The organism is Klebsiella sp. M041, assembly GCF_059759695.1.
Genome location: NZ_JCAXWU010000013.1, coordinates 56,357 through 73,599 on the forward strand (window position 1 = coordinate 56,357; position 17,243 = coordinate 73,599).

Consider the following 17,243-nt stretch of genomic DNA (forward strand, 5'->3'; position numbering starts at 1 on the left):
TGTCAGTGAGTAAGAAGAAAAACAGAAAAAAGGCGTCTCCGACGCCGCTAGCCCCGACGCCGCCGGAAACCGTCGGCGTCGTCAGCTTTGGTTATGATGAGATGCTTAGCGAACTGGAGGCCATCGTCGCCGAGGCGGAGATTCGCCTGCGGGATGAAGAAAGTCTCGCCTGAAGCTGCAGCATGGATTATTCGGCTATCGTTGATGGCCTGCCGCTAATACCGGCCCCGAAAGGGGCTGATGGCATTATTCACTCAGCGCGTCGGCAAGATCTTTTTTCACCTGGGTGCGCTGCTCTGGCGTCAGAACCTGATTCACATCAAAATAGTACTTCACGCGATAATAACGTACCTGTTGATCAATTTTACTGAATGCCGCCAGCTGATCCTTCACCGCTTTCTCATTCCATTTACCGGAATCAATCACGTTAATCAGCGCGCCATCTTTAATGTCTTGCTGTGAAATCTGCTCAACGTTTTTTTCCATTTGCTGATGCAGACTGTTAATTTTGCTCACCTGATCGGAAGTCAGTTTTAAGTGCTGAACGATAGGGTCCTTAGCGGGTGCTGGCGCAGTCACTTCCGCGGCCTGCGCCGCCAGCGAAAAACCTGCAACGGCGGCGGTCAATAATATAGCTCGTGATACTTTTGTCATTTTATTATCCTGTATAAGTGCGTCATGATAAGACGCACTATTATTCCCTGAACAATAATGGCGATGTGTAAAAAAGCATGAACATAATTGTAAAAGAGGTTGAATGCATTCATAGATCAAATGATCTATAAGCTAAACATCCACATTGTTTATTTTTTTAGGTCCGATAACGTCGAGGAGGTTAAATTAATATCCATCCGTTGCGCGGCGAGGGTGATCTGATGTTCATCGAGCGCTTCTTTAATCGCCTCAAGAAAATCAAAATAAGTCTCCCAATATTCGCTATTTTTCACCCAGACACGAACAGTGAAGTTAAGTGTGCCCGGCATCATTTCAAGCAGACGAACCGTAGTACCACGAGATTGATCGATTCGCTTTTCACTATCAATGATAGCCTGAATGACCTGCTTAACCTGCACAATTTTAGTCTCGCTGGCCACGCCGAGGGTCAGATCGATTCGCCGAAAAGGATGGCAGGAATAATTCACAATACTGTCGGCGATGACTTTACCATTTGGAATAATAACTTCTTTATTATCAACGGTTAGTAGCGTTGTTGAAAAAACATGTACGGACTGCACCATACCAGAAATCGCGCCGACCTGCACAAAATTGCCGGCCCGAAAAGGACGTAAAGTGACCAACAGAACACCAGCGGCAAAGTTAGAAAGCGAGCCTTGCAGCGCCAGACCAATTGCCAGCCCTGCCGCGCCAATAACCGCGATGATGGAAGACGTCTCAATCCCTACCCGACCTAATGCGGCGATTATCGCAAAAGCCATCGTAATATAACGAACGAGCGCAGCAAAGAAATGAACGATTGTCGCATCGACGTTGCGTCGTAAGAGAATTTTCTCGAAGGCTTTAGCGAGGACTTTTGCAAGCATTCGCCCGACAAAAAGAATAATCAGCGCTGCCACGATATTCCAGGCAAACTGCATAATTGTTTCACCATGACCGATAAGCCAGGCTATTGCCGATTTGAGCTGCGGGAATAATACTACATTTTTCACGTCTATCACTCCTGTCTGGATAACCTATAAACCTGCTATCCATTAAGCTGAATGATGACCGCTGCAAATCAGGGAATGGAGACTAACGGATAGACAATAAAACATCGTAGCGTGACAGTATTAACGAATCCGGTGTTTAAAGCAGCCAAAAAACTGTTTAAAAGTGGATATTCTACAAACCTGATTTACAACCGACTGAAATTAAAAATAAACACCTTCGTCGAGAGGTTTTATAGAGATAGTTGAAACTCACCGATAAGCCGCTTTCTTTTGGGTATAGCGTCGTGGACAGTCATTCATCCTGTTGCCGGTATTCAGATAGCAAAAACCCCGCCGAAGCAGGTTTTGACATAAAGCGGTGAAGCTGACCGATAAGCCGCTTTCTTTTGAGTATAGCGTCGTGGACAGTCATTCATCCGCGTCACAGATTCAGATAGCAAAACCCCGCCGAAGCGGGGTTTTGACATAAAGCGGTGAAGCTGACCGATAAGCCGCTTTCTTTTGGGTATAGCGTCGTGGACAGTCATTCATCCGCGTCACGGATTCAGATAGCAAAAACCCCGCCGGAGCGGGGTTTTGACATAAAGCGGTGAAACTGACCGATAAGCCGCTGTCTTTTGGGTATAGCGTCGTGGACAGTCATTCATCCGCGTCACAGATTCAGATAGCAAAAACCCCGCCAAAGCGGGGTTTTGACATAAAGCGGTGAAACTGACCGATAAGCCGCTTTCTTTGGGTATAGCGTCGTGGACAGTCATTCATCCGCGTCACGGATTCAGATAGCAAAAACCCCGCCGAAGCGGGGTTTTGACATAAAGAGGTGAAACTGACCGATAAGCCGGGTTCTGTCGTGGACAGTCATTCATCTAGGCCAGCAATCGCTCACTGGCTCAAGCAGCCTACCCGGGTTCAGTACGGGCCGTACCTTATGAACCCCTATTTGGCCTTGCTCCGGGTGGAGTTTACCGTGCCACGGACTGTTACCAGCCGCGCGGTGCGCTCTTACCGCACCCTTTCACCCTTACCTGATCCCGCTTGCGCGGGCCATCGGCGGTTTGCTCTCTGTTGCACTGGTCGTGGGCTGTGACACCCCCCAGGCGTTACCTGGCACCTTGCCCTATGGAGCCCGGACTTTCCTCCCCTCCGCCCGTCTCCCCCCGAAAGAGGACGACGACGAAGCGGCGACTGTCTGGTCAGCTTCGGCGCGCAGTATAGTGGGTTTACCGCCCGTTGTCATCCCTCTGTCGTCATCCCGGCCTGCAGGGCGGCAGCGCTATTGCGCGACGCACGAGAAATATTGTCCAACGCGCGCGAAACGCCGCTTACTGCGTCGCAACCGAGGTAAACACGCGGAAGACGACGCCGATACCGCGTCCAGGCTCGCCCCGCCGTGGCAGTCTGATACTGTTGCGCCAGGCATAACCACCGGGCCGCGCAGAGCTCTTCTTGTTAGCGAGTCACTTCCACTTTCGCCAGCTTTTCGTAGTAACAAGCCAGCGCGCTATGGTCAGCGGTGCCCAGACCGTCCGCACGCAGCGCCTGCATCATCTCCATTACCGCCGCCGTCAGCGGCAGCTGAGCGCCCACGCCGTGGGAGGTATCCAGCGCATTGGCCAGATCTTTAATATGCAGATCGATCCGGAAGCCCGGCTTGAAGTTACGATCCATCACCATCGGCGCTTTGGCATCCAGCACGGTACTCCCCGCCAGACCACCGCGGATCGCCTGATAAACCAGATCCGGATTGACGCCGGCTTTGGTGGCCAGAGTCAGCGCTTCGGACATGGCCGCGATGTTCAGGGCGACAATCACCTGATTGGCCAGTTTGGTCACATTGCCCGCGCCGATGTCGCCGGTATGCACCACGGAGCCGGCCATCGCTTTCATCAGCTCGTAATATTTGTCGAAGACCGCCTTGTCGCCGCCGACCATTACCGACAGGGTGCCGTCGATCGCTTTTGGTTCGCCGCCGCTTACTGGCGCGTCCAGCATATCAATGCCTTTAGCCTTCAGCGCTTCGCTGATTTCCCGGCTGGCCAGCGGCGCAATAGAGCTCATGTCGATCACCACGGTGCCCGGTTTCGCGCCTTCAATAATGCCGTTCTCCCCCAGCGCCACCTCTTTGACATGCGGCGAGTTCGGCAGCATGGTGATGATCACGTCGCACTGCTCGGCAATCGCCTTCGGCGTGGTCGCGGTCTCTGCGCCCGCGGCAATCACGTCGGCAATCGCTTCCGGGTTACGGTCAGACACCACCAGCGAGTAACCCGCCTTCAGCAAATTTTTGCTCATCGGCTTGCCCATAATGCCAAGACCGATAAAACCCACTTTGATTGTCATATTGTTCTCTCTCTCTTCATCCTGGTGACTATTTTTTAAAGGCATCAGCAAGTTTCTGGGTTGCGGAACGGAAGACGCCCAGATCGCTGCCGACGGCGACAAAAGAGGCGCCCCACTCCAGGTAGCGCCGCGCATCGGCCTCCACCGGCGCCAGAATGCCGCTTGGCTTACCGTGCTTCTTCGCGCTGGCGAAGATATGCTGGATGGCGCGCTGCACCTCAGGATGGGCGGCATTGCCCAGATGACCTAGCGCGGCGGCCAGGTCGCTCGGGCCGACGAACAGGCCGTCGACACCTTCGATCGCGGCAATCGCCTCGACGTTGTCCACCCCGATCTGGCTCTCAATCTGTACCAGAACGGAAATGTTCTTATTGGACTGGGCGAAGTAGTCCGGCACGGTGCCGAACATATTGCCGCGATGGGAAACGGAAACCCCACGGATCCCTTCCGGCGGATAGCGGGTAGAAGCCACCGCCTGCGCCGCCTGTTCAGCCGTCTCGACAAACGGCACCAGGAAGTTATAGAAGCCGATATCCAGCATGCGCTTAATAATGATGGGCTCGTTGGTCGGCACGCGAACCACCTGAGCGCTGGAACTGCCTTTCAGCGCCATAAGCTGCGGGATAAGCGTGGTGACGTCGTTCGGCGCGTGTTCCGCGTCCAGTACCAGCCAGTCGAAACCCGCCAGACCCAACACCTCGGTGCTAATCGGATTGGCCAGCGCGCACCAGCAGCCAAACTGCACCTGATGAGCCGCCAGCGCGGCCTTAAATTTGTTCGGGAAAATTGCGTTATCCATGATTTTTACCTTGCGTTAACCGTTGCTAACTTCTGCAATTCATTCGTTATATCACCAGCCCGGCGAGAGAGCCCATTAGGCTGGAAAAGCGTATCGCCTGACCCCAAATATTATCCGCAGAGTAAACCGGCGAATGGGTGTCCTTTTTTATTCCCTGACCTTGAGTCCGGAAAATGTAAGCCCATCGCAAATTAACCATCTTTTATTATTCATTAGGTCATGGCTAAATTATTAACCCGCGATTCAAAGGCCAACCATGCAGATATCGGACGTCACAAAAACACGACTCAGTATAGTCAGCGCCAACTCGCCAGACACTATGCATAAACACAATATAAATACATTTTTTAAAGCTTAAGTTGGGCAATCGCCTTAAGCCATGGGCGCTAATCCACACTTCTTACGATTGCCCGCCCACCGCACGCGTCCATAGCGATAAGGAGTGATTTAGATCACATCTTCATGCCGACACACCTGACATTCTTTATTTCATTATTCTGCTCTACCCCGCCAGAATGACCATTTAATTATATTTTTAGCACCTGTTTGGAGATAACTGGACAATGGCCGATATTTCAATTCGACAACCATCGCCGACCGCGTTTTATATAAAAGTTGACCCAACAGATAATGTGGCGATTATTGTCAACGATCGGGGATTGACCGCCGGAACGCGTTTCCCGGACGGCCTGACGCTCATCGAGCACATCCCACAGGGGCATAAAGTCGCCCTGGCGGATATCCCTGCCCGCGGTGAAATTATCCGTTACGGAGAAGTGATTGGCTTCGCGGTGCGCGACATCCCCCAGGGAAGCTGGATTGACGAGTCGTTAGTGGAGTTGCCTACCGCCCCGCCGTTGAACACCCTGCCGCTGGCCACCAAAGTGCCCGCCCCGCTACCGCCGCTGGAAGGCTACACCTTCGAAGGCTACCGCAATGCCGACGGCAGCGTGGGCACCAAAAATCTGCTGGGTATCACCACCAGCGTGCACTGCGTTGCGGGCGTGGTCGATTACGTGGTGAAACTCATTGAACGCGACCTGCTGCCGAACTATCCCAACGTCGACGGCGTGGTGGGTCTGAATCACCTCTATGGCTGCGGCGTAGCGATTAATGCGCCAGCGGCGGTGGTGCCGATTCGCACCATCCACAATATCGCCCTTAACCCGAACTTCGGCGGCGAAGTGATGGTCATTGGCCTTGGCTGTGAAAAGCTGCAGCCCGAACGCCTGCTGCAGGGGACCGAAGATGTCAAAAGCATCCCGGTGGACAGCGCCAGCATCGTCAGCCTGCAGGATGAAAAGCACGTGGGCTTTAAATCAATGGTCGATGACATTCTGCAGGTCGCCGAGCGCCATCTGGCGAAACTCAACCAGCGTCAGCGGGAAACCTGCCCGGCCTCTGAGCTGGTGGTGGGTATGCAGTGCGGCGGCAGCGACGCTTTCTCCGGCGTGACCGCCAACCCGGCGGTGGGTTACGCCTCCGATCTGCTGGTGCGCTGCGGCGCGACGGTGATGTTCTCAGAGGTGACCGAAGTCCGCGACGCTATCCATCTGCTGACCCCGCGGGCAATCAACGAAGAGGTGGGTCAACGCCTGCTGGAAGAGATGGCCTGGTACGATAACTATCTCGACATGGGCAAAACCGACCGCAGCGCCAACCCCTCCCCCGGCAACAAGAAAGGCGGCCTGGCCAACGTGGTGGAAAAAGCGCTGGGGTCGATTGCCAAATCAGGCAAAAGCGCCATCGTTGAGGTGCTTTCCCCTGGGCAGCGCCCGACCAAACGCGGCCTGATTTACGCTGCCACCCCCGCCAGCGATTTTGTCTGCGGCACCCAGCAGGTGGCCTCTGGCATCACGGTGCAGGTATTCACCACCGGCCGCGGCACGCCTTACGGACTGATGGCGGTACCGGTGATAAAAATGGCGACCCGTACCGAGCTGGCTAACCGCTGGTATGACTTAATGGACATTAACGCCGGCACCATCGCCACCGGCGAAGAGACGATTGAGGATGTGGGGCTGAAGCTGTTCGAATTCATTCTCGACGTCGCCAGCGGACGCAAGAAAACCTTCTCCGATCAATGGGGTCTGCATAACCAGCTGGCGGTGTTTAACCCGGCGCCGGTGACCTGATCGAGAGCGTAAGGGTTTAACCACTTTAAGCCCGGATTTATCCGGGCTGGTTGGTTAGGGGTGCTGTGCGGCAAGGAAGGCGGGCTGCACTTTTCTTCCGACATTTCTTCCGACATTTCTTCCGACATGTCGGATGACGCTCAAGCCGCCCTTCACAATCTCAAGGGCGGCTTGCCAGGCTTTCACTGGTTTTACAGGATCACTCCCCCTGCTGCTCCAGGGCATACTTATACAGCGCATTCTTCTTCACACCGTGGATCTCCGCGGCCAGCGCAGCGGCTTTCTTCAGCGGCAACTCCGCCTGCAGCAGCGCCAGGGTACGCAGCGCCGCCGCCGGCAGCGCCTCTTCCTGCGCCTTAAAGCCTTCGACGATCAGCACCATCTCGCCTTTGCGCCGGTTTTCGTCTTCCCTGACCCACGCCACCAGCTCGCCAATCGGCGCCCCGTGGATCGATTCCCAGGTTTTGGTTAGCTCGCGGGCCAGCACCACGTAGCGGGATTCTCCCAGTACCGCGCAGATATCTTCCAGACTCTCCACCAGCCGGTGGGTCGACTCGTAGAAGATGAGGGTACGCGGCTCTTCTTCCAGCGCTTTCAGGGTATCGCGACGGCCTTTCGATTTCGCCGGCAGGAAGCCTTCATAGCAGAAACGATCGGAGGGCAAACCGGCGGCGCTGAGGGCGGCGATGGCCGCGCAGGGTCCCGGCAGCGGTACGACGCGAATATTCGCTTCACGACAGGTGCGCACCAGATGGTAGCCTGGGTCGTTAATCAGCGGCGTGCCGGCATCGGAGACCAGCGCGATGTTTTGCCCTTCTTTCAGTTTAGCGAGAAGTGTTTCCGCCTTTTGCTGCTCGTTATGGTCATGAAGCGCAAACAAGCGGGCGTTAATCGCAAAATGCTGCAGCAGCAAACCGGTGTGGCGGGTATCCTCCGCAGCAATTAAATCAACGGCTTGCAACACTTCCAGTGCGCGCTGCGTGATATCAGACAGATTTCCTATCGGAGTGGGCACAATATAGAGCTGCCCCTGAGAATTATCCGCTGATTCGTGTTGTTTCATTGTCTCGTCCGTATTGCCGATTTAATATTGAGCATTGAGCCAAAAAAATATCACTGGACACTTATGGTACCGTCAACATTTCTTCGTTCTAAGCCCGCGCGCTGTCTGCCCGTATTGCTGGCTACTCTTCTTTTTGCTGGCTGCGGCACCCACACGCAGGATCAAAGTACGGCGTTTATGCAGGGTACGTCGCAGGCCAACTCCAGTTTCTACTTGCAGCAGATGCAGCAAAGCACGAATGATAGCAAGACCAACTGGCAATTACTCGCCATTCGTGCACTGCTGCAGGAAGGAAAGAAGCAGCAGGCCATCGACCTGTTTAACCAGCTGCCGTCGAACCTGGACAGCACCCAGGCCCGTGAACAGTCACTGCTGGCGATAGAAGTGAAGCTGGCGCAGAACGACTATCAGGGGGCCCGTACGCTGTTGGCTAAGCTTGACCCGGCAAGCCTGGAGCAGCCTCAGCAGGCGCGCTACTGGCAGGCGCAAATCGATGCCAGCCAGGGTAAACCATCGGTTACGCTGCTGCGCGCCTTAATCGCCCAGCAGCCGCTGCTGAGCGATGCCAAACAGCGCCAGCAAAATATTGACGCGACCTGGCAAGCGCTGACCGCGATGACCCAGGATCAGGCCAATGCGCTGGTGATCAATGCCGATGAAAATACCCTCCAGGGCTGGCTGGATCTGCAGCGGATGTGGTTTGACAACCGCAACGATCCCACGCTGCTGAAAGCCGGCGTCAAAGACTGGCAGACGCGCTACCCGCAAAACCCGGGCGCCAAAATGCTGCCGACGGCGCTGGTGAACATGCAAAACTATAAGCCCGCCTCCATCAACAAGATTGCGCTTTTCCTGCCGCTGAACGGCCAGGCGTCGATCTTCGGCCGTACCATCCAGCAGGGCTTCGAAGCCGCCAAAAACGGCGCGCCGTCGGTGACGGGCAGCGCGGTTCCCGCTCAGGTCGCCCAGGCGGCGAACGCGTCCGGTAATGATGACGTGGTAAGCCCGTCGCAGGCGGAAATTAGCGATCTTACGGCTACCGGAAGTCGCGCTGAACCGGTGCAGGCCCCGGCGCAAACCCAGGCAACGCCAGCCGCGGAGCCGGCCGCTCAGGCCCCGGCAGCGGTCGCCGCGCCGCAGACCACCGCCTCTCCGGCCACCCAGCCGGTCACTGCCCCGGCCGCACAGCCGCAGCCAGTGGTCGCCACCGCCGCCAACCCCTCTGCAGAACTGAAAATTTACGATACCACCAGCCAGCCGATCGGCCAGCTGCTTGCTCAGGCTCAGCAGGACGGCGCCACCCTCGTCGTCGGACCGCTGCTGAAAGAGAACGTCGAAGATGTTATCAAGAGCAATACGCCGCTCAACGTGCTGGCGCTCAACCAGCCGGAGAAGGTCGAAGGCCGCGCTAATATCTGCTATTTCGCGCTGTCGCCGGAAGACGAAGCGCGTGACGCCGCCCGACATATCCATCAACAGGGCAAACAGACGCCGTTGCTGCTGGTTCCGCGCGGCGCGCTGGGCGATCGTGTGGTCAGCGCGTTTGCCGACGAGTGGCTGAAGCTGGGCGGCGCCAGCGTCCTGCAGCAGCGTTTTGGCTCCACGGCGGAGCTGCGCGCCGGCGTTAACGGCGGAGGGGGCATTGCGCTGAGCGGCACCCCGGTCTCCACCCTGCCATCAGCGCAGAACAGCGTCCTCGGCAGTGCGGATGAGATGCCGGTTAGCAGCGGCGGCAGCGTCGACGCGGCCTACATCCTCGCCACCCCGGAACAGATTGGCTATATCAAACCCATGATCGCGATGCGCAACGGCAGCCAGAGCAATGTCACCCTGTACGCCAGCTCGCGTAGCGCGCAGGGCACCGCAGGTCCGGATTTCCGTCTGGAGATGGAAGGCCTGCAGTATAGCGAAATCCCGATGCTGGCTGGCAGCAACCCGGCGCTGATGCAGCAGGCGCTGTCTGCGGTGCGCAATGACTACTCGCTGGCGCGTCTGTATGCGATGGGCGCTGACGCCTGGTCGCTGGCAAACCACTTCACGCAAATGCGCCAGACGCCGGGCTTCGAACTGAACGGGAATACCGGCGATCTGACGGCGACTCAGGACTGCGTGATTAACAGGAAACTGTCATGGCTCAAGTACCAGCAGGGACAAATCGTCCCGGCCAGCTAAGCAAACAGACCGGCGATGCATGGGAACACCGTGCTCGCCGCTGGCTGGAAGGCCAGGGCCTGCGTTTTATCGCCGCCAACGCCCGCGAGCGTGGCGGCGAAATTGACCTCATCATGCGCGACGGCGCCGTCACCGTCTTTGTCGAGGTGCGCTACCGCCGCAGCGCCCTGTACGGTGACGCGGCGGCCAGCGTCACCCCGCAAAAACAGCAACGCCTCCTTAAAGCCGCCCGTTTGTGGCTCTGCCGACAGAATGGGAGCTTTGAGACTGTGGATTGCCGTTTCGATGTGGTAGCCTTCACCGGAAACGACATCCAATGGCTAAAAAACGCCTTTGGCGAATAGCGTAATACCAGAAGTAAGGGATCCCGTGCTCGACAGAATCAAAGCCTGCTTTACCGAAAGCATTCAAACCCAAATTGCCGCAGCAGAAGCACTCCCGGACGCCATCTCCCGGGCGGCGATGACGCTCGTGCAGTCCCTGCTCAACGGCAACAAAATCCTCTGTTGTGGTAATGGCACTTCCGCCGCCAACGCACAGCATTTTGCTGCCAGCATGATTAATCGTTTTGAAACGGAACGCCCTGGTTTACCCGCCATTGCACTAAACACCGATAATGTGGTCTTAACTGCCATCGCTAACGATCGCCTGCATGACGAGATTTACGCCAAGCAGGTGCGCGCCCTGGGACATGCCGGCGATGTGCTGCTGGCAATCTCCACGCGCGGTAACAGCCGGGACATCGTCAAGGCAGTGGAAGCCGCCGTGACCCGCGACATGACCATCGTCGCGTTGACCGGCTATGACGGCGGTGAGCTGGCGGGCCTGTTAGGTCAGCAGGATGTCGAAATTCGCATCCCCTCGCACCGCAGCGCGCGTATCCAGGAGATGCATATGCTGACCGTCAACTGTCTGTGCGATTTGATAGATAACACTCTTTTTCCACACCAGGACGATTAAGGAGAACACATGAAGGCTCTCTCGCCCCTCGCCATCCTGCTTTCTGCACTACTGCTGCAGGGCTGCGTTGCCGCCGCGGTAGTCGGAACGGCAGCAGTCGGCACTAAAGCCGCAACGGACCCGCGTACGGTGGGAACCCAGGTCGATGACAGCACCCTGGAACTGCGCGTCAATAGCGCCTTGTCGAAAGATGAACAGATTAAGAAACAGGCCCGCATCAACGTTACCGCTTATCAGGGCAAAGTCCTGCTGACCGGTCAGTCGCCGACGCCGGACCTCTCAGCCCGCGCCAAGCAAATCGCCATGGGCGTGGAAGGAACCACGGAAGTGTTTAACGAAGTGCGCCAGGGCCAGCCGATTGGTTTAGGCACCGCCTCTTCTGATACCTGGATTACCACCAAGGTGCGTTCGCAGCTGCTGGGCACCGATCAGGTCAAATCCTCGAACGTGAAGGTGACCACGGAAAACAGCGAAGTCTTCCTGATGGGGCTGGTGACCGACCGTGAAGGCCGCGCGGCGGCGGATATCGCCAGCCGGGTGAGCGGCGTGTCCCGGGTGACTACCGCCTTTACCTACATCAAATAAAGCTGCAGTTTCCCGGCTGGCGCTACGCTTAGCCGGGCTGCAGTCCCCTGTTCGTTATGTGCCGGGTTAGGCGTAGCGCCGCCCGGCACACCATCCGGCTATCCGTACGTTTACAGCACACTACACCAGCGCCAGCGCACCGACAATCGCGCCGCACAGCGCCACCAGCCCGCCGGTCAGCCACAGCGCTTTGGCCGGGAAGGCTTTGCGCAGCATAATCAGCGACGGCACGCTCACCGCCGGCAACGTAATCAGCAGCGCCAGCGCCGGCGCGACGCCCATCCCTGCCAGCATCATCGTCTGGACAATCGGAATTTCCGCCGCGGTAGGGATCACAAACAGGCAGCCGGCGATCGCCATCGCGATGACCCAGAACAAGGTATTATCCACCACGCCATCAGCGTGCGGGAACAGCCAGACGCGCGCCGCCCCCAGCACCAGTACCGCAAGGATATAAACCGGGATGGTGTTCCAGAACAACGTCCACAGCGCCCGCAGCCAGCGGCTAAAGAAACCGCCCTGGGCCGCTTCCGGTTGCGCTTCAGGCACCACGGCAGGCTGCGTCGCCGCCTCTTTTACCCATTTTTGCACCAGCGTTGCGACAATCAGCACCGTCGCCAGGCCCGCCACCAGGCGAACCAGCGCAAACTGCCAGCCCAGAACAAAGCCCATAAACACCAATGTCGCCGGGTTGAGCAGCGGATTGCCCATCCAGAACGCCAGCGCCCCGCCCATCGACACCTGCTGTTTGCGCATCCCGGCCGCGACCGGCGCGGCGCAGCAGGTGCACATCATGCCTGGCAGCGAGAAAATCGCCCCCAGCAGCGTCCCCTGAAAACGCGATTGCCCCAGGGTGCGCAGCAGCCAGTCGCGCGGGATCAGCACCTGAATCAGCGACCCGAGCAGCACGCCGAGCACCGCCGCTTTCCAGACGGCAAGGAAGTAAACCATCGCGTAGTCCCACGCCGCCTTTAACGGATTAGCGTCGGCCTGGGCGAGAATGGATTTACCGATACTGTGGGTTTCCGCCGCGGTGAAGGCTTTCCCGTAGTACGGCTGCCATTTGACGAACCACAGGCCGACAATCACGACGAGAAAGAAAAGCGCGGGTTTCCACCATTGAAATGGTGACGCCGCCTGAGATGAAGACTGACCAGCCATAGCATTCCCCAGCAAGAAATGTGGATATGAATTGAAGCCGTGAATACTACGCCGGAAGCCTGCGTTTGCAAACCGCTATTCCGCCTGCCGCGCGGCGCGCTCCCGCAGCTCGGACGATGACAGAATTTGCACCCCTTCGTGAGTGGGCGACAGCGCCTCCTCCAGCAGGGCAATCGCCACGTCGCGGGCCGCAATGGATTTCCAGTTCCCCGGTAAGAGTCGGAACAGCGGTTCGAGGAAGGTCTCATTGGCCCGTTTTTTTTCCCGCTCGCCTGACAGCATCGACGGCCGGGCAATAGTCAGCCGCGGCCATCCCTGCTCGATCAGCGCCGCCTCCATTTCCCCCTTCACCCGATTGTAGAAAAATGGCGAGTGGGCGTTAGCGCCCATCGCGCTGACCACCAGCATATGCTGAGCGCCTAGCCGTTTGCCGGTCAGCGCCGTATCAACAACCAGCGTAAAGTCGGCATGGACAAAGGCCTCTTTACTTCCCGCTTCCCGGCGCGTCGTTCCCAGACAGCAGAAGACGATATCGACCGGGTCGACCACCTGCGCCAGGGCATCGGTCAGCTGCGGATCGTACGGATTAAACACGCCTTCCGCCGGCGCCAGTGGGCGACGCGTCGGGGCGGCGATGGTGCTGATGCGGGGTTCATTCTGCAGCAGCCGGAGTAAGTGACCGCCAACTAACCCGGTCGCGCCGGTCAATAATACCTGACTCATTGATTCTCCTTTACGGAATTCTCTGCCTTGCACTTTCGCGCTCATGTTCCAGGCTTAATACCTTACAAGGTAAGTATCCACCATCATCATGGAATTACCTCATTGACCATCCAGACAGCGGAGGAAGCATGAGTAAAAAGATAGCCGTGCTCATTACCGACGACTTTGAAGATTCTGAATTTACCTCTCCCGCCGAGGCGTTTAAGCTCGCCGGGCATCAGGTCGTGACGATCGAAAAGCAGGCTGGCAAGACGGTGAAGGGTAAACAGGGAGAAGCAGAGGTCGCCATCGATCGGGCCATTGATGACGTCACACCGGGTGAATTTGATGCCTTGTTGCTGCCAGGGGGCTATTCCCCGGACCAGCTGCGCGGGGATGAACGCTTTGTCACCTTTACGCGCGATTTTGTCAACGGCGGGAAGCCGGTCTTCGCCATCTGCCACGGCCCGCAGCTGCTGATCAGCGCCGATGTGATCCGCGGGCGCAAGCTCACGGCGGTAAAACCGATCGTTGTGGATGTGAAAAACGCCGGGGGCGAGTTTTACGACCAGGAGGTGGTGGTCGATAACGAACAGCTGGTCACCAGCAGAACGCCGGACGATCTGCCGGCCTTCAATCGCGAAGCGCTACGCCTGCTCGGCGCCGGCATCGCGCCGCCAGTGTAGCTTTTTCCCGAACCCCAGCGTGTTGTCGGTAAACTTGATTTCGTCCGGACGAATCTCCCAGACCGGCGCAGACAGCATGCGGGCCACCGGGAAACGCTTGACGTAGCGCTGGCGCATTCGCGCCTCTTCGTCGCCGCGCAGACGACGGATCTCGCCCTGGAACTGCACGCCGCGGATCAGGGCCACGGTCTTGGGCTGACCGTTGACCGTCCCGGCCACCTTCGCCCGCTCGCCGGTCATCTGGCCGTGGCGGGTGTGCTCCTCGCTGAGCAGATAAAAGGCCACGGCATCCGGGTCATAGACGTAAAAGGCATTCGCACACCACAGCTCGTCGTCACGGGAGACGCACCAGGTGACGACGTGCTGTTTACTCAGCCAGCGGCCAATGGCGGCAAGCGTATCCATCTTTCTTCTCCGTTATGCTATGGTGCATACACCTTACCATAGTGACTTTGTGACCGTGTGCTGGTTTCTGTATCTCATTCGAACCGCGGATAATCGCCTCTATACCGGCATCACCACCGATGTGCAGCGCCGCTTTCGCCAGCATCAGGCAGGGAAAGGCGCGAAGGCGTTGCGCGGCAAAGGCGACCTGCGACTGGCCTTTAGTCATGAAGTTGGTGAACACTCACTTGCTTTGCGGCTGGAATACCGCATTAAGCAGCTAACGAAGCGCGAAAAAGAGCGCCTCGTTGCCGGAGAGGATACCGTTGAAACCCTGCTGGCAAGGCTTAAAAACGATTAAAGTGGTCGCTGTATTCGACCTGGCCGTGGACGCCTTCGAGGGCTTCATCCGCCAGGCGATGCACCTGGAACGCCTCCGCGCTGTCCGGCCAGCGGCAGCGGAGATCGAAGCGCGCGGCCGGTTCAAAACCAAAGCGACGGTATAACGCCGGGTCGCCCAGCGTCACCACCGCGGCATAGCCAAACTCATTCAGCGAATCCAGCCCTTCATAGACCAGCTGCCGGCCAATGCCCTGTCCGCGATAGCGTTCATCCACCGCCAGCGGCGCCAGGCCGACCCACTGCAGCTCTTCACCTTCCACCGCAACCGGGCTGAAGGCAACGTAGCCGATCACCTGGCCTTCATCATCCGTTGCCACTACCCCCAGCGTGATCAGTCCATCTTCACGCAGATCGTGCACCAGCTGCGCTTCGGCATCGCGGCCGAAGGTACGACGCAGCAGCGCGTCGATTCCCGGTGCATCAATCCCAATTTCCACTCGAATCAGCATGCCTCACCTACCGATGTCTGTTCAGGTTTCTGCGGGCTCTTCAGTCCAGCTTCGACAAAATCCGCCAGTTGCAGCAACATCACGCGCAGCGCTTTGGGCATCTGCTCGAGCTCAATGGCGTCCATCAAATTTTTTACATACAGCCCCAGCTCCGTATCGCCTTCAATAACCAGACGACGCTGGAAGAATAGCGTATCCGGATCCTGCTTGCGCGCGGCGATCATTAACAGATCGCTGGCGTCGGCGCTGAAGCTGACGTCGGCGTCGGCCTGCTGGCTGACCACCAGACGACCATCGACTACCGAGGTATACCACAGCAGACCGATGTCACGCACATGAATACTTAACCAGCGCCCCTCGAGAAACTCCAGCTCACCCTCCGCCAGCGCCTGGCGAAACTGCCAGCTAAGCACCTGCTCCAGCACCTGGCGCTTGAGGGCAAAAGGCGCCAGCTTAACCGGCACGCTCATTAAAGACGGGCCAAAGTGGACCAGCCGGGAACGCAGTTTATCCAACACAAGCTTTACTCCATGAATGCAATTGTGCCGCTATTGTGCCATATCACATAAACAACATAGCGGCGTAAATCAACAAAAACGCGATGACGGCAGCCAGTTATTGGCGCCGCCAATACACTTTTAACTGCCTCAAATCAAAAATTGTCACCAGAAGGTTAACTAAAATCCCTGCTCGTTAACCATTCAGCGTCCCTGACGGGCCGCATTTTTCAGGAAAAATTATGGAGCTGCTCTGCCCAGCCGGTAACCTTCCGGCGCTTAAGGCGGCCATCGAAAACGGCGCCGATGCCGTCTATATCGGGCTGAAAGATGACACCAACGCCCGCCACTTTGCCGGCCTTAATTTCACCGAAAAGAAACTGCAGGAAGCCGTCAGCTTTGTGCATCAGCACCGTCGTAAGCTGCATATCGCCATCAACACCTTCGCCCACCCCGACGGCTACGCCCGCTGGCAGCGCGCGGTGGATATGGCGGCTCAGCTGGGCGCCGATGCGCTCATTCTGGCCGATATCGCCATGCTGGAGTACGCCGCGGAGCGCTATCCGCATATAGAACGCCATGTGTCGGTACAGGCTTCCGCCACCAATGAAGAGGCCATTCGCTTCTATCATCGCAACTTCGACGTGGCGCGCGTCGTACTGCCGCGGGTGTTATCTATTCACCAGGTGAAACAGCTGGCCCGCGCCACGCCGGTGCCGCTGGAAGTCTTTGCCTTCGGCAGCCTGTGCATCATGGCGGAAGGCCGCTGCTATCTCTCTTCCTACCTGACCGGCGAATCGCCCAACACCGTCGGCGCCTGTTCGCCTGCGCGCTTCGTGCGCTGGCAGCAAACCCCGCAGGGGCTGGAATCGCGTCTCAATGAGGTGCTGATTGACCGCTATCAGGATGGGGAAAACGCGGGCTACCCAACGTTGTGTAAAGGCCGCTACCTGGTCGATGGCGAGCGCTATCACGCGCTGGAGGAGCCCACCAGCCTCAACACTCTGGAACTGTTGCCGGAGCTGATGGCCGCCAATATCGCCTCAGTGAAAATCGAAGGCCGTCAGCGCAGCCCAGCCTACGTCACCCAGGTGGCGAAAGTCTGGCGCCAGGCGATCGATCGCTGCAAAGCCGATCCGCAGAATTTCGTGCCGCAATCCGCATGGATGGAAACCCTTGGCTCCATGTCCGAAGGGACACAAACCACCCTTGGCGCCTATCACCGTAAATGGCAGTGAGAA

19 protein-coding genes and 1 other RNA gene are annotated in these 17,243 nt (G+C 57.5%); 9 read left to right on the forward strand and 11 right to left on the reverse strand.

Translation table 11 applies throughout. The features are described 5' to 3' along the window. Positions 1-5: 5 nt before the first annotated feature. The gene (locus AC6CWS_RS17730; protein ID WP_004206134.1) at positions 6-173 is read left to right on the forward strand and encodes a protein YhaL; all 168 of its coding nucleotides are present in this window, start codon (positions 6-8) and stop codon (positions 171-173) included. 73 nt (positions 174-246) lie between these two features. Here the strand turns inward: AC6CWS_RS17730 and AC6CWS_RS17735 are convergent, their stop codons facing one another. The 5 genes from AC6CWS_RS17735 to garL all read right to left on the reverse strand — a co-directional run bounded on the left by AC6CWS_RS17735 (position 247) and on the right by garL (position 4,806). Continuing rightward, the gene (locus AC6CWS_RS17735; protein WP_032454162.1) at positions 247-654 is read right to left on the reverse strand and encodes a Spy/CpxP family protein refolding chaperone; all 408 of its coding nucleotides are present in this window, start codon (positions 652-654) and stop codon (positions 247-249) included. Positions 655-803: 149 nt separating this feature from the next. Continuing rightward, complete coding sequence (locus tag AC6CWS_RS17740; protein WP_048298396.1) at positions 804-1,667, reverse strand: mechanosensitive ion channel domain-containing protein; 864 nt, start codon at positions 1,665-1,667, stop codon at positions 804-806. 818 nt (positions 1,668-2,485) lie between these two features. Continuing rightward, an RNA gene (gene rnpB, locus AC6CWS_RS17745) (RNase P RNA component class A) lies at positions 2,486-2,868 on the reverse strand. A gap of 248 nt (positions 2,869-3,116) precedes the next feature. After that, positions 3,117-4,007, reverse strand: a complete 891-nt coding sequence (gene garR, locus AC6CWS_RS17750) for a 2-hydroxy-3-oxopropionate reductase (protein WP_065882615.1) — start codon at positions 4,005-4,007, stop codon at positions 3,117-3,119. Between the two features lie 28 nt (positions 4,008-4,035). Beyond that, positions 4,036-4,806, reverse strand: a complete 771-nt coding sequence (gene garL, locus AC6CWS_RS17755; protein WP_065882614.1) for a 2-dehydro-3-deoxyglucarate aldolase — start codon at positions 4,804-4,806, stop codon at positions 4,036-4,038. Positions 4,807-5,369: 563 nt separating this feature from the next. Between garL and garD the strand changes: the two genes are divergently transcribed. Beyond that, the gene (gene garD, locus AC6CWS_RS17760; protein ID WP_023291101.1) at positions 5,370-6,941 is read left to right on the forward strand and encodes a galactarate dehydratase; all 1,572 of its coding nucleotides are present in this window, start codon (positions 5,370-5,372) and stop codon (positions 6,939-6,941) included. 199 nt (positions 6,942-7,140) lie between these two features. Here garD and rsmI read toward each other — a convergent pair whose 3' ends face one another. After that, positions 7,141-8,004 carry a 16S rRNA (cytidine(1402)-2'-O)-methyltransferase gene (gene rsmI, locus AC6CWS_RS17765; protein WP_023291102.1) on the reverse strand — a complete coding sequence of 288 codons (864 nt, stop codon included), beginning with the start codon at positions 8,002-8,004 and terminating at the stop codon, positions 7,141-7,143. A 63-nt stretch (positions 8,005-8,067) separates the two neighbouring features. On the opposite strand from rsmI, the gene AC6CWS_RS17770 reads away from it, so the two are divergent. The 4 genes from AC6CWS_RS17770 to dolP are packed head-to-tail and all read left to right on the forward strand — an operon-like array spanning position 8,068 to position 11,721. Beyond that, a complete protein-coding gene (locus AC6CWS_RS17770) occupies positions 8,068-10,176 on the forward strand; it encodes a penicillin-binding protein activator (RefSeq protein WP_048298403.1) in 2,109 nt (702 codons plus the stop codon). After that, complete coding sequence (locus AC6CWS_RS17775; RefSeq protein ID WP_023291104.1) at positions 10,134-10,520, forward strand: YraN family protein; 387 nt, start codon at positions 10,134-10,136, stop codon at positions 10,518-10,520. The genes AC6CWS_RS17770 and AC6CWS_RS17775 overlap by 43 nt, the downstream gene beginning before the upstream one ends. A gap of 25 nt (positions 10,521-10,545) precedes the next feature. Further along, on the forward strand, positions 10,546-11,136 hold the full coding sequence (gene diaA, locus AC6CWS_RS17780) for a DnaA initiator-associating protein DiaA (RefSeq protein WP_002918211.1): 591 nt from the start codon (positions 10,546-10,548) through the stop codon (positions 11,134-11,136). Between the two features lie 9 nt (positions 11,137-11,145). Then, the gene (gene dolP, locus AC6CWS_RS17785; protein ID WP_023291105.1) at positions 11,146-11,721 is read left to right on the forward strand and encodes a division/outer membrane stress-associated lipid-binding lipoprotein; all 576 of its coding nucleotides are present in this window, start codon (positions 11,146-11,148) and stop codon (positions 11,719-11,721) included. Positions 11,722-11,841: 120 nt separating this feature from the next. Here dolP and AC6CWS_RS17790 read toward each other — a convergent pair whose 3' ends face one another. Further along, on the reverse strand, positions 11,842-12,882 hold the full coding sequence (locus AC6CWS_RS17790; RefSeq protein WP_023291106.1) for a permease: 1,041 nt from the start codon (positions 12,880-12,882) through the stop codon (positions 11,842-11,844). Positions 12,883-12,957: 75 nt separating this feature from the next. Further along, positions 12,958-13,605 carry an NAD(P)H-binding protein gene (locus AC6CWS_RS17795; protein WP_023291107.1) on the reverse strand — a complete coding sequence of 216 codons (648 nt, stop codon included), beginning with the start codon at positions 13,603-13,605 and terminating at the stop codon, positions 12,958-12,960. A gap of 128 nt (positions 13,606-13,733) precedes the next feature. Here AC6CWS_RS17795 and AC6CWS_RS17800 point away from each other — a divergent pair, with 128 nt between their 5' ends. Further along, entirely contained in the window at positions 13,734-14,270 is a 537-nt protein-coding gene (locus tag AC6CWS_RS17800) for a type 1 glutamine amidotransferase domain-containing protein (RefSeq protein ID WP_004206160.1), read from the forward strand. Here AC6CWS_RS17800 and AC6CWS_RS17805 read toward each other — a convergent pair. Continuing rightward, complete coding sequence (locus AC6CWS_RS17805) at positions 14,232-14,675, reverse strand: YhbP family protein (protein WP_065882612.1); 444 nt, start codon at positions 14,673-14,675, stop codon at positions 14,232-14,234. The genes AC6CWS_RS17800 and AC6CWS_RS17805 overlap by 39 nt on opposite strands. Before the next feature lie 49 nt (positions 14,676-14,724). On the opposite strand from AC6CWS_RS17805, the gene AC6CWS_RS17810 reads away from it, so the two are divergent. Next, complete coding sequence (locus AC6CWS_RS17810) at positions 14,725-15,015, forward strand: GIY-YIG nuclease family protein (RefSeq protein WP_074186135.1); 291 nt, start codon at positions 14,725-14,727, stop codon at positions 15,013-15,015. On the opposite strand, the gene AC6CWS_RS17815 is transcribed toward AC6CWS_RS17810, so the two are convergent. Next, entirely contained in the window at positions 15,002-15,505 is a 504-nt protein-coding gene (locus AC6CWS_RS17815) for a GNAT family N-acetyltransferase (RefSeq protein ID WP_065882611.1), read from the reverse strand. The two genes, AC6CWS_RS17810 and AC6CWS_RS17815, sit on opposite strands and share 14 nt — an antisense overlap. Further along, entirely contained in the window at positions 15,499-16,023 is a 525-nt protein-coding gene (gene ubiT, locus AC6CWS_RS17820; protein WP_002918231.1) for a ubiquinone anaerobic biosynthesis accessory factor UbiT, read from the reverse strand. The genes AC6CWS_RS17815 and ubiT overlap by 7 nt, the downstream gene beginning before the upstream one ends. A 221-nt stretch (positions 16,024-16,244) precedes the next feature. On the opposite strand from ubiT, the gene ubiU reads away from it, so the two are divergent. After that, on the forward strand, positions 16,245-17,240 hold the full coding sequence (gene ubiU / locus AC6CWS_RS17825) for a ubiquinone anaerobic biosynthesis protein UbiU (protein ID WP_004206164.1): 996 nt from the start codon (positions 16,245-16,247) through the stop codon (positions 17,238-17,240). Positions 17,241-17,243 lie beyond the last annotated feature (3 nt).

Coding starts and splice junctions, on each gene's coding strand:
- AC6CWS_RS17795 (WP_023291107.1), bottom strand. CDS start 13,605: ATGAGTCAGGTATTATTGACCGGCGCGACCGGGTTAGTTGGCGGTCAC.
- ubiU (WP_004206164.1), top strand. CDS start 16,245: ATGGAGCTGCTCTGCCCAGCCGGTAACCTTCCGGCGCTTAAGGCGGCC.
- AC6CWS_RS17770 (WP_048298403.1), top strand. CDS start 8,068: ATGGTACCGTCAACATTTCTTCGTTCTAAGCCCGCGCGCTGTCTGCCC.
- garL (WP_065882614.1), bottom strand. CDS start 4,806: ATGGATAACGCAATTTTCCCGAACAAATTTAAGGCCGCGCTGGCGGCT.
- garD (WP_023291101.1), top strand. CDS start 5,370: ATGGCCGATATTTCAATTCGACAACCATCGCCGACCGCGTTTTATATA.
- AC6CWS_RS17800 (WP_004206160.1), top strand. CDS start 13,734: ATGAGTAAAAAGATAGCCGTGCTCATTACCGACGACTTTGAAGATTCT.
- rsmI (WP_023291102.1), bottom strand. CDS start 8,004: ATGAAACAACACGAATCAGCGGATAATTCTCAGGGGCAGCTCTATATT.
- AC6CWS_RS17735 (WP_032454162.1), bottom strand. CDS start 654: ATGACAAAAGTATCACGAGCTATATTATTGACCGCCGCCGTTGCAGGT.
- dolP (WP_023291105.1), top strand. CDS start 11,146: ATGAAGGCTCTCTCGCCCCTCGCCATCCTGCTTTCTGCACTACTGCTG.
- garR (WP_065882615.1), bottom strand. CDS start 4,007: ATGACAATCAAAGTGGGTTTTATCGGTCTTGGCATTATGGGCAAGCCG.
- AC6CWS_RS17775 (WP_023291104.1), top strand. CDS start 10,134: ATGGCTCAAGTACCAGCAGGGACAAATCGTCCCGGCCAGCTAAGCAAA.
- AC6CWS_RS17805 (WP_065882612.1), bottom strand. CDS start 14,675: ATGGATACGCTTGCCGCCATTGGCCGCTGGCTGAGTAAACAGCACGTC.
- AC6CWS_RS17815 (WP_065882611.1), bottom strand. CDS start 15,505: ATGCTGATTCGAGTGGAAATTGGGATTGATGCACCGGGAATCGACGCG.
- AC6CWS_RS17790 (WP_023291106.1), bottom strand. CDS start 12,882: ATGGCTGGTCAGTCTTCATCTCAGGCGGCGTCACCATTTCAATGGTGG.